General features: G+C 41.0%; 7 protein-coding genes. All 7 read right to left on the minus strand.

The features are described 5' to 3' along the window. Positions 1-3 precede the first annotated feature (3 nt). The 7 genes from ABJD64_RS25195 to ABJD64_RS25225 all read right to left on the minus strand — a co-directional run bounded on the left by ABJD64_RS25195 (position 4) and on the right by ABJD64_RS25225 (position 12,901). A complete protein-coding gene (locus tag ABJD64_RS25195) occupies positions 4-1,584 on the minus strand; it encodes a sulfatase (RefSeq protein WP_348208239.1) in 1,581 nt (526 codons plus the stop codon). Next, positions 1,585-3,774 carry a glycoside hydrolase family 3 N-terminal domain-containing protein gene (locus ABJD64_RS25200; protein ID WP_348208240.1) on the minus strand — a complete coding sequence of 730 codons (2,190 nt, stop codon included), beginning with the start codon at positions 3,772-3,774 and terminating at the stop codon, positions 1,585-1,587. It lies immediately after the preceding gene. A 13-nt stretch (positions 3,775-3,787) separates the two neighbouring features. Further along, positions 3,788-5,086 carry a hypothetical protein gene (locus ABJD64_RS25205; protein ID WP_348208241.1) on the minus strand — a complete coding sequence of 433 codons (1,299 nt, stop codon included), beginning with the start codon at positions 5,084-5,086 and terminating at the stop codon, positions 3,788-3,790. After that, a complete protein-coding gene (locus tag ABJD64_RS25210) occupies positions 5,079-6,248 on the minus strand; it encodes a glycoside hydrolase family 88 protein (RefSeq protein ID WP_348208242.1) in 1,170 nt (389 codons plus the stop codon). The genes ABJD64_RS25205 and ABJD64_RS25210 overlap by 8 nt, the downstream gene beginning before the upstream one ends. Further along, positions 6,248-7,705, minus strand: a complete 1,458-nt coding sequence (locus ABJD64_RS25215; RefSeq protein WP_348208243.1) for an arylsulfatase — start codon at positions 7,703-7,705, stop codon at positions 6,248-6,250. The genes ABJD64_RS25210 and ABJD64_RS25215 overlap by 1 nt, the downstream gene beginning before the upstream one ends. Positions 7,706-7,821: 116 nt before the next feature. Next, entirely contained in the window at positions 7,822-9,381 is a 1,560-nt protein-coding gene (locus ABJD64_RS25220; protein ID WP_348208244.1) for a RagB/SusD family nutrient uptake outer membrane protein, read from the minus strand. Positions 9,382-9,400: 19 nt separating this feature from the next. Further along, positions 9,401-12,901, minus strand: a complete 3,501-nt coding sequence (locus ABJD64_RS25225; protein WP_348208245.1) for a TonB-dependent receptor — start codon at positions 12,899-12,901, stop codon at positions 9,401-9,403. Positions 12,902-12,948 lie beyond the last annotated feature (47 nt).

The following is a 12,948-nucleotide window of genomic DNA, read 5'->3' on the forward strand; positions in this document are numbered from 1 at the left end:
ACTTCATCTTTCTAAATTTTTCAAAGTGTCAATATCTGATTCGTTGATCCATCGGGCTTGCACGTTTTCTCCTGCCATATATCTTTCATAAAAATGAAGAGTGGCAGAATCTGCATAAGCATAACCCTCGTATTCATCTGCTTTCCCAAGTACCCTGAGATCTCCCTGCAATCTTAACTGCCCAACCATTTTAGCGAGTAGTGCTTGCTTTGTTTCGTCATAATCAATAATCTCTGCGAGATTGGCAATACAGTCTGGATCGGACTTATAGCGATAAAGCTCCTCCTCTGGTCTTTTTCCAAAACACAGCTCCCATTCTTTAGTAGGGTTCAGTCTGTTTGTATTTAAAACTGAAGTTTTGGTAGGCGAACCATCGCAATTCATATACCCTGTTTCTGGATTCCCTGCAGGCCACCGACTTTTGAAAAAATTCTTCAGATAGACGAACTCTTTGGAAATAATTCCTCGAATAGGATATCCCACATCTCCGGGTCTTCCCACATCATGTCGTTCCTTCCCTACAAGCACATGATTTCGAGCATTATCATTGAGATGATCTTCGAAATACGGGGAAAGTGAATTACCCTCCATTTTCATCTGTGCAATAATCTCCGGGTTGATTACTGCTTCTGACAATATTGTAGGTGCAAGGTCCGTCAAACTCACAAAGTCTTCAATACTACGACCCGCATTAAGAATCCCCTTTGGCCACATGATCGCTAATGGTAAATGGTTAGAAAACTCATATTCCTGACCTTTCACTCGAGGGAACGGCATCCCATTATCTGATGTGATAATAACGATGGTGTTGAATAATTCACCATTTTCTTCAAGCAAATCCAGCATTTCACCGATCTGTTGATCAAAGTATTCTATTTCAAAAGCGTAATCCAACAGGTCGTTTTTTACAGTATCGTTATCCGGCCAGAATGAATGCATCCTATCGATCTCGTTCAGTGACTTCCCATTTTTAAGACCACTTTTAAACTCATAGGGACGATGTGGTTCTTTAGCTCCAAACCAAAAACAGAAAGGAGTATCTTCTTTTTTTGACGCGATGAATTGACTAAAATTCTTGACATAATCAATGTTTGATATACCTGTTGTTATAGGAACTCTTTTCTCTTGATTATATTCTCGACCTGCCAGTTTTCGTTTCACACCTTCCTTCAACCCTGGATTCCCTGGCCCCCATCCTTTACCCGTATACCCAACATGATAGCCCCCTTGCTCGAGTACCTCAGGGAAAGTCTCGAAACCTTCTGGAAAAAGGGGGACATGATTTACGGCTTCTTCCAATTGCCAAGGATTACGTCCAGTGAGAAGTGCGGATCTAGATGGCGCACATTTAGCATCGGGTGTATACGCCCTTTGAAAAAGCAATCCATTTGAAGCCACTCTATCAAATACTGGAGTTTTTACCCACCGACATCCATATGCTCCCGCATGAGGAAATGACTGATCGTCAGAGATACAGATCAATATATTTGGCCTCCTTACATTTTCGGATTGTTCACACCCAAAAAATGAGATCAAAGCCGAAAGCGAGATCAAAGCCGCCCATATGCCTAACCTTTTATCCATTTATTTAAAAGTCAATTCTTTCACCGTTCGAATGTCCCTCGAAGAGGACGCTAGCTGGATAACAAAATCGCCAGGCTCCACTTTCCAATCATGTGTATTCACATCCCAAAACGCCAAATCCTTAGTATTTAGGTGGAATATGACTGTGGAGGTTTCACCAGGATTTAAGAGTATCTTTTTGAAGTGTTTCAACTCCCGCAGAGGCCTTTCCACACTACTTTGCTTGTCTGATATGTATAATTGAACTACCTCAGCGCCTGGCCTTTCCCCTGAATTTGTCAACTCCACAGTTACTGCAACACTGCCGTTTTTCTTTATCCTTCGGGAGGACAATTTCATACCTCCATAATCGAACGTGGTATAAGACAGCCCATGTCCAAAAGGAAACAGGACATCTTTTTCCTGCTTGTCATACCAGCGATATCCCATAAAGACGCCCTCTGAGTAATTGACTGGGATAGTTTGATGGGGATTTATATTATTGCGAAAATGTTCGTTAGCGCCCAGAGAGTCATATCCTAGCCAATAACTTTTATAAAAATTATTATTGCCGTACCAGTAAGGTTTACCATTCACATAATTGAAATCCATATCTTGTGAATCTTCAAACCGATGCTCTAGCGTAAAAGGCATCTTACCAGATGGGTTTGAGATGCCATTTATGATATTTACCAGAGCATTTCCTCTTTCCTGCCCCAGAAAATTTGCCCACAGTACAGATTTAACTTCATTGACCCATGGCATTGGTAAACCATTGCTGGAGTTGATCACCACAACAACATTTGGATTAAGGGCTGCAGCCCAGGATATGCGATGATCCCATCCTACCTCAAATGGAACATCTAACCCTTCACCAGCCTCCTTATTCAATATATATATAACGGCATCTGCGGCTATTACATCATCTTCAGTTGGACTATCTGTCCATACAAAGTTTGGATAGTAATTTTCCAGCCCATCTGCATATGTAGTATGATCGTAACCTTTCACAAAACCACTCCCTTTGCCACTATGAAGTTCGGGCTGACCAATCAAAAGTATATTCTTAGTGCTATCGATTATAGGCAAGAAGTCATCGTCATTCTTAAGTAGACAGAAGGCCTCCTCGGCAATGGTTCTGGCCAATATTTTATGTTTCTCCATTTCAGGAAGCAGACTTTTATCTTTTTCTGGCCTGTCATATATACCCATCTCGAAAAGCGGTAGCAGGTTTTGATAAACTTTGATTCTAAGCAGAGAATCAACTACTGTCTGTTCTTCAGGGTGTTCTTTTAAATAAGGCTCCAGATAAGCCATAAAGGTCTCAGAGCCCGGCATTAGTAAACTCATGCCAGACTTTGGAAACATGCCTTGTAATTCAGGAAAATAATTTGTGTTTTGCCAGTCTGTCATGGTTATTCCCGTAAAGCCATATTCTTCTCGCAAAACACCATTAAGAAGGGCATCATCAACTGCATTTGGCACTCCATTTACCATGTTATTTCCAGTCATGATCGCTTTGACGTCCGCATCTCTAATGACTGATTCCCATGGAGGAAGATAGATTTCTCTCATGGTTCTCTCATCTATGTTCGAGCTAGTGATGTGTCTGCAAAACTCCTGATCATTGCCAAGGAAGTGTTTGGCAGTGGCCAATACATTTTGGCTTTGAAGGCCTTTTATAAAAGCTGTCCCCATAATAGTGGTAAGCACAGGATCTTCACCATAGTACTCGTAGTTTCTGCCACTCACAGAGAATCTCTGCATGTTCAGGCCAGGCCCTAATAGAATATCCACACCACAAATACGGCACTCCTTACCTATACCACTACCCATTTCATGAGCTAAATCGGCATTCCATGTGGCTGCAAGAGCCAGCGCTCCAGGAAAAGACGTACTGGTATCTTCATCAGTGAAAGCCTTTCGCAAGTTTACCCCTTGTGAGGCATTGGCCATAAAAATCGGCCTCAGACCTAGTCGGGGTAACCCTGGAACAAAGAACTTGTTCCAGCCACCTACCATGCTAAGCACTTCTTCAAAGGTGAGTTGATTCACGACATCTTTTGTTCTCGCTTCAGGGTTCAGTCCTTTATTTTGATAAACAGCCCCTTCGGGGAAATTTCTAAATGCCGCTAATGGCTGATCCCATTGCTGAGCATAGGAAAAAACAACACTAAAAAACAGTACAGTTAAACAGATATATTTATTCATCAGGCTTATTATCTCAATTCAAAACTTCTTTCTCCATTTCTTCCAGCCAGATGTCTATACCTGCTTCTGGAACGGTCAGTTTTCTTGTCTGCATTTCATATTCCAGATACCCGCCAACTTCATCCTGGCTATTGATGATTTTCCCTGTATTATTGATTGCATTTTCGATGATGCGCTGATCGATCGCATCACGATTTGCAGGAAATGCACCAGCATCCGAAGAAATTTCATCCACTACATCACTTGCTGGTATGATTGTCAGGTTCTCTATTCTAAAAAAGGGTACATCGTAACTGTCAACCTGAGGATCCAGCTTAATCAAAGTAAATCCATCGCCTTCCATGATATTATCCTGTTCAAAAGCATACGCTTCCCCTTTCAACAAATAGGTTTTACTACCTGTATTTGCACCTGCATACATCACATTCCCAATGATATCGAGCGTAGGATAATCTGGAGTGATATCTAGGCCTTCCCATTCTGACTCTACATACCCGCCACGCATAGCAGCTGTGCCCGGGTTGACAATCAGATTATTCACTATTACACCCGTAGTATTGGCCTTGAAAAAAGGATTACGGTCTTTATTGTGGGCATACAAATTTCCTTTTATCAAAATTTCCTGACTATTATCAAACACCAGCGTACCCTTAGAATGTTCTCCTTCGGAATGAGATGAAACACTTAATGCCTCAGCTATAATATTGTTGCTTAGCACAATTTTTCGAGAAGTATGCCCAACTCCAAGTGGCCGTTTCCCCGATATGCCAACATTTTCATCCACAGCCCAGGTAATTGAACAATGATCTATGGTAATATGATGCGCCTCTTCTCCGTAAATAGTAATACCGTCAGGTTCCCAACCACTGGCAACAGCCTGTCCTGCATCACCCGGTCTAACTTTTAAATGTTTGATCACCACATCATGTGTGGTGATCAAAAGCCCTCCCTTGATTAGCGTAATCCCCGGAAAAGGTGCAGTATGCCCTGCCACAGTAACATTTGGATTAGAAATTGTAAGAGTTGTCATTCCCAAATCAATGACTCCCCCGACTTCAAATACAACGATTCGAGGGCCTGAACTTTCCAAAGCAGCTTTTAACGAACCAGCACCCGATTGATTCAAATTCGTGACCTTTATCACATCCCCTCCAAGCCCGCCATCAGTTATAAGATCGGCAAAGGGATCTGTCGATATATCCAAGCTATCGCCTGGTTCTTGCTCGTCAGGTGAAATATTTTTTTCAGCTTGACACGACAGAAATAAAACCACTGTCATAAGTCCGATAAATGTATGTTTTATGTTACTCATAGTTTAGATTAGTTAAAGCTGCTGCACACCATAATAAGGGGGCTTGGCCGTGAAGGTCTCCAGTTGTTTTAGGTCTGTTGAGGTAATGATCTCTATCGTTTTTAATTCCCGTTCCCACACACACCTCTGTCAACTCGTCGTTCTCGTCCAAATAGCTTACTAGCGACAACCAACCTTTGCGTGCTGCGGGACCATATATATCAGGTTTCAACCACGTCTCTTTTACCCCTGTTATAAATGCATACGTAAACATGGCTGTGGCCGAGGCTTCTTTCCAGGCTTCCTTGTCATCTATTATTTGTCTCCACATCCCTTCTTTTGATTGATTTTCCAGAAGGGCATTCATCATTGACAAATAGCCTTTCATGATTCTCTCCCTGTCCATGTTGGATTCAGGGAGCACTTTCAAAAGCTCTGTCATGCCTACAGCCATCCATCCATTGCCTCTACCCCAGCTATAATGTGCTGTGGGAGCATGATAAAAAAGGCCGTTTTCCAATTGAATTTCATCAAGATAGAGAACCATTTCTTTCGCAGCTCTTTTAATGTATTTATCATCATTCGTAGCAAGGAATGCTTGATTTTGAAGGGCTGTGATCATGAACATATCGTCTATCCAAATACGTGTCTGCCATGAATACCCCTGATCACTCCACTGTTTTTCTTCCTCTGAACTTTCTCCCGGAATTTCCCATTGAGCATCGGCGTATTTTAACCCCAACTCAAGATATTTTTTTTCACCTGTTTGCTGATACAACTCTAGCGGCAAAGCTCCAAACACGTTATTATCAACATGGTTGAGTGGAGGCTGAAGGTGAGCCTCCGTAGAAAATAATGGTGTAAACCGATCTTCTAGCCTGCTCAACAATTGCTCATCTTCTGCCGCCTCCGCAAACCAAAGGCCACCTAACCAAGTGCATACTTCTCTGTAGGTGATTTTAGTTACTGGCTTGTTTGCCTTAGCAATCCCTTCGGGAGAATGTGGGGAATTCAAAAATTTGATCGTTACCTTTCTTCCTACTTCTTCGGGCGAAGTACCAGCCGGCCAGTTTTCAAAGTACGTCTCACCTGACTGAGCTCTAAGATCAAAAAACACCACTGATACGAGAAGCGTCAGAATCACGTGTAGCTGGAAAATCGCTTTTGGTTTTCTATAAGTCATTATTTTATAATTGTTTCTGCTTGAAATGTGAATACGTCTGACGGCACTCTGGCCCTGGACATGATTTCCGATAGCTCATGAACTATTTGAGGTTTAATTTGAGACAAATCTTTTGACTCTGAAGGGTCATTTTTAATGTCGAATAACATGGTCTTAGTTTGGCTAGTATCAAGCACATGATACTTGATCAGCTTCCAATCTTCTTTACGGACTGCTTGCCGGCCACCCAGTTCATGGAATTCCCAATAGAGATAATCATGGTTAATTTGTTGATCTGTCCGCCCAAGTAATGTGGGCAGAAATGAAATCCCATCAATTGTATCATTCAACTCTACCCCTGTGATTTCAGCGAACGTAGGTAACCAATCCCAAAAGGCTGAAATGTGTGCAGAACTGCTTTTGGCCTTAACACGTTCGGGCCATTTTATTATTGTGGGTACTCGAATGCCTCCCTCAAACAGGTCTCGTTTGTATCCTTTATATTGGCCATTGCTATCAAAGAAGTCTGGATCTGCACCACCTTCCTGATGAGGACCATTATCGGAGGTGAATACTACCAATGTATTCCCATCAAGTCCTTCTTCTTTAAGAACATCTACCAACTCTCCAACCTGACGATCTAGTAACGCTACCATGGCAGCAAAAGCAGCTTTAGGTCTTGGTTGCGAACCGTATGGCCCTAGCCGGAATGCCTCCTCACCATAATCCACTCCAGAATAAGGTTCTTCCGGATCATACAAGCGCTCATAGTCTTTCATATTTACGTCTGTTGTAATCAGTTCTGCATGTGGTATAGGAGTAGCGTAATACAAGAAAAATGGATTATTATGATCATTTCGGATATAATCAAGCGCCTTTTGATGAATGATATCTGGAGCATATTGTCCTTTCATTCCGTCACTGTTTTCGTTAAGGATCACTTTATGAGTATTTTCCCATAGATGATCTGGGTAATAATTATGTGCAAGTGTTTGGCTGTTATACCCATAGAAGTAGTCAAAGCCTTGTTTATTAGGGTCGCCAGACGAACTGATAAACCCTAACCCCCATTTTCCAAATGCCGCTGTTGAATAACCTTTGGATTTTAACATTTCAGCCATGGTGTAAGATTCGTCAGGTAACGGCCACTGACCTTCTGGCTGCACACCAATATTACCCCTTATGGGAGTATGACCGGTATGATAACCTGTTAGCAGCGCTGACCTTGAAGGGGCACATACCGTGCTGCCCGCATAGTGCTGGGTTAAAAGCATACCCTCACTGGCGAGTTTATCGATATTCGGAGTAGCAAATTTTTTCTGTCCCAAAAAACTCAAATCACCATAACCAAGGTCATCAGCAAGTATGAAAATAATATTTGGATCTTGAGATTCTCTTTCTTGCCGCGTGCAAGAGAATAATAGGCACAATGCAACACAGAATGAAGTTGCTCTCGAAAAAGATTTTGAGAATATCATCTCGATATATTCTTTATTTGATTTTGAAAAAATGAATAGATCAAATATACCGGCAGAACTAACGTCCTGCCGGCCAGTATAAAACAACTACTAGCTTATACTTCAAAACTATGTATTCAATAACCGTAATTTTGATCGGCATCCGAAACATTGGGGTTTGCTGCTATTTCTGTAGAGGGCAATGGTAGCAACATTATTCGAGGGTTATCCTGATACTCATGGTCATATCTAGTACTAAAATCATAGGTGGGGTGACTGTTATGAACATCAATAACATGGGTTTTAAACCAGTCGTAACCTCTACGTCTCACATTAAACCAATCATGGCCTTCTCCAAGCAACTCATAAGTATGTTCCTGCATTATTGCTTCTCTGAATTCTTCCTGTGTCAACCCACTCCAGTCAGCAGGTTCAGTGGCACTTGCACCCCCGGATGTTCTTGCTCTGGCCAAAACCTCGTTCACGTACTGATAGGCATCTGTCGGGCCATTCAGTTCATTTTCAATTTCAGCCAACATCAGTAATAAGTCGGCATACCTGTAGACCACCAAATTTTGATTAGTGAAATAACTGGTCTTAGTATGATCCTTAACGAAATACTTGAAGCAAAATGGAAAACTCTCCCTCAAATCCCCTCTTTTAGAGGAGTAGGGATATGTATTTACGGTAACTGTGTCATTAATGGAATTACTTTTATAGCGCAAAAATGATGTGACGAATGTCGTAGCTATTCTCGGATCATCAGGGTACCTGTTCACATGGCTATCATAAACCTCTAGATTTACAAACATTTTTCCTGCCATATTCCTACCCAGATTGCTCCCATTTGCTGAGTAAAGTTGTTCCCATTGATAAGTATAAGTTTCATTCCCTTGAAGCTCAAAAATGCTCTCTTCTGAGTTATCACTTGTTTCAGGATACCATAGTGTACTCAAATCAGAAACAAGGGTATAATTTCCATAAACCTCCAAGGCTTCATCTTTTGCCATTTGCCAATAATTGGTTTCGGAGGCAGTTTGATTTCCGGCAAGCTCCATATAGACCTTGGCAAGCAGCATGCTTGCGGCTTGAGAAGCTGGCCTTCCTGTACTTTGATTTGAGATGTCTTTGAGTAGAGCCTTTGCCTCAAGTGCATCATCGATCACTTGCTCATAAACTTCTTCAATTGATGCTTTTGGAAGATTGGCATTATCAGGTGTTACCCTTCCAACTACAAGAGGAACTCCGCCCCACATTCTGGCCATGTTGAAATACATCCATGATCGAATGAAGTAAGCTTGTCCCAAAATGTCGTTTTGCTCCTCTACGTTTTCCAGCTTCACTTCAGAGAGGCCATCAATCAGATCATTTGCCCTTCCTACGGTTATGTAAAACCCGGTCCATTGCCTGGTTATGAAGTTGTGAGAAGAATAAGGAGACAAATTACCTATGACTGTAGCAAGGCCATTATTCCCCATTCCAAACAAGCCTGAACAACCTGTAACCAATTGTGGGAAAATTCCTGACATTGATTTGAAGTTACCAACGTAGGCATATACACTATTGAGTACAGTTTGAGCACCTGCAACATCTTGAAACATGGTGTCTCCTGCAAAAATTTTCGGATCTTCTTCTATATCACATGACAGAGTCATGAGTACAAGAAATGTAGCGCTAAATAATATTTTTAGTTTCATCTTATTAGAGTGTTAGATGTTAAAAAGATAGATTGATACCCATCAGATAATTCCTGACATTGGGAGTACCAAGCCAATCGACCCCCATAATGCCTCCTTCGAACATATAACTGGTCGCAACCGGGTCATACCCTGTATATTTAGTTATAGTGAAGAGGTTGTTAGCCGAAACATAAATATTTACCTTGGATATACCTTTAATTTTTTCGATAGGCAAGTCATATCCGATTGAAAGATTGTTCAGCCTTAGGTAACTACCGTCCTCAATCAGACGATCTGTAAATTGAGAATCTGCATAATTCCAGCCAATGCGTGGATTGCTATTCGAAGGAGCCTCTGGTCTCCATGCATTGATGTAAGCGTCTTTAAGCGCATTAGAGCTGGTTAGCGTAGCATACCCTATTTGTGAAAGTGTTGCATTCGCTACATCGTTTCCATAAACCCCATTGAACAAAGCAGATAAGTTAAAACGCTTATACGTAACTGAAATATTAAAACCATAACTGAAATCCGGATTAGGGTTGCCAATAAATGTTCGGTCATTGCCATCAATATTCCCATCACCATTTTGATCAACGAAAATTACATCTCCGGCAACATTGTCCGTCCCATTGAAAGTTGGTCCTTCTACAGCCGCATCTTCTGTTTGATAGATGCCCGCTGTTTTATATCCCCAAAACATCCCAATTGGCTGACCTTCCATGAAAATATTTGCGGGCTGTTGCAAACTTCCTGTTGAAATGATTTCACCCAAATAGTATATCTCTTCAGATTCTTTTCCGTTGTGCCAAACTGTAGCAGGAGCTAAACCAAGTTTTTCAATTCTATTTCTATTAAAAGCAATATTACCCCCTATGGTTATGTTTATGTCGTCCTTATCAAATGTTATATAACTTAAGCTCAACTCCAAACCTTTATTTGAAATTTCTCCCAGATTTACAGGCATTGTTGTAAAGCCATTTGAAGGCCCTATCTCAAGTTGCTGAAGTAAATCCTTGGTGTGTTTGGAATACAAATCAACATTTGCAACAAGTCTGCTTTCTAATAGACCAATATCTAACCCCACGTTAAATTGTGTTGTTGACTCCCATTTTAGATCAGGGTTAGCTATACCGGACACTACGTTCCCTACCAATATACCATTATTAGTATCTACATAATTACTTGTAGTGCTTGGTCCGTATTGCGAAAGCGTACTGTAAGCATTAATCGACTGATTCCCTGTTTGCCCCCATCCTGTGCGAAGTTTCAAATCATCAAAAAAATGATCTTTCAAAAATGTTTCTTCACTGAGCCTCCAAGCGAATGCTACAGCCGGAAAAAAGCCCCATTTGTTTCCGCCCACGAATTTACTAGAGCCGTCTGCCCTGAAAGAAGCAGTTACTAAATACCTATCTTGAAAGTTATAATTACCCCTGAACAAAACAGACTGTATAGATTGATCTACATATCGAAATGACAATGGCCTGAGCACGTTTTGTCCTGCTTGCGGTGACTCTGTTCGTAATGTCTGAACAGGAAAATCGGCAACTTCGTAATTGCCGTACTTAGAGTTTCCAGCATCGTACGTAAATCCTAGAGTTGAGTTAACTCTGTGATTCTTGCCAAATTTCTTACTGTAGGTCAACAAATGATTCATTGTGTAGGAATAGCGTGTAAGGCTAGATATGCCAAGGTTACCATTTTGGAGGTTACCTCTATAAGTATTTGTCCCATACCACCTTGACCTTTCTTTGTTGCGATAATCAAGACCTATTAGAAAACTATATTTTAATGCTTCAGTCATTTTATAGCTTAATTTGTTGACAGCCTGCAGACGTATTTCCTCTGTGATATCATCAAAATCATTCACCCATGCATACGGGTTGGATAGTTCATTTTCAATATCAATAGACTCATCAGTTGTTAGAAGTGGTCTATATCTAAGTACCTGCGAGGTAAAACTGCGGTTAGACCCACTTTTATTTCCAGTATGCGCAAAATTGAGATCTGTATAGTTCAAGCTCAATCTTGTATCCAATTCCAGTTTTGAATTAAGTTCGCGATTTAGATTCAACCTCAAGTTGCCATTTCTAAGATTTGAATTATCTACCAAACCATTCTGATCTCTATAATTTGCAGAAAAGTAATAGTTAGTCTTATCGGCTGCTCCACTGATCGTAATGCCCTCATTGTAACTCACACCCATTTTGTACAGTTCGTCTTGCCAAGAAATCTGTTTTATTGGATTATAGCTGGTGACTGGCTCTCCTGTATCATAAGATATCCTGTACACGTCTGTGCCCTGAATACTATAATCCGGAGCTGAATTGGTAAGGTCTGATTGCTCCAATCTAAATTCCGCATAAGTAACTGGATCCATCACACCAAGTGTTTTTGAAATGACAGAAAAATCAATTGTACTATAAACATTGATTTTTGCTGCTCCAGCCTTTCCTTTTTTAGTAGTGATAAGCACTACCCCATTTGCTCCTCTAGAACCGTAAATAGCAGTAGCAGAAGCATCTTTTAGTACTTCCATACTTTCTATATCCTGCGGATTCAAACCACTTAGCCCGTTTTGAGGGGCCTGATACTCATTACCGTCATCCACTGTTTTGAGCACTTCCTCACTGGCTGAATTCACAATTACACCATCAATAACATAGAGCGGCTGACTTTTGCCACTTAGCGTGCTTGTTCCTCTAATGTTGACACTAATAGACTGACCTGGATTACCCGCATTTGAAGATACCTGAACCCCAGCTGCTCGTCCCTGTAACATCATATCGACAGAGTTATACTGACGGGATACATTTTCTTCAACTTTCACACTTGAAATTGCTCCAGTGAGGTCTCTTTTTCTAACTTCCCCATATCCAATCACCACTACCTCCTCCAGACTTTCTACATCCGGTTCTAAGGAAATAATAATCTGTGACCGGCTATTAACGACAATCTCTGATGGGGTGTAGCCAACAAAAGAAACCACTAGGACAGCCCCTTCATTTACTTCAAGAGAAAAATTTCCATTAATATCAGATACAGTACCATTATTGGCTCCCTTTTCCATAATGGTTGCTCCTGGAAGATATTCTCCATTTTCGTCGGTGACAGTACCTGAGACAGTCTGCTGAATAAAGATTTGTTCACTTATTTTTGGTAGACTTGAATTGACGCTTGCTTCTGTCAAGGAAATAACCTCATTCACTCTCTTAATTGATATTTTCGAGCTCGCTGATACTTTCTTGAGAAGGTCTTCCATATTCCATGAACCACCTTGTATTAACAGCTCCTTCCCTCTAACAAGTGATTGAGGGTAGGCAAATTCGAATTCACTTACCTCCTCGATATCCTTGATCAAAGTGGTCAGTTTTACATCCCCTTGATATTCAGGAAGATTAATTTCCAGTTCACTGAACTGTTTGCGCTGTGCATCCAGATTGTTTGCGACAGCCATAACAATGGACTGACAAATAATGAGAGCATAAATTGCTGATTTCGACATGCGAATAACAATTTTAAGTAGTTTTGCATTCATAGGTTTTGGTTTAGATTGACTAAAACTTCGTATAAAAGAGTCGAAGC

The sequence above is a fragment of the Reichenbachiella sp. genome (assembly GCF_039944555.1).
GTDB lineage: Bacteria > Bacteroidota > Bacteroidia > Cytophagales > Cyclobacteriaceae > Reichenbachiella.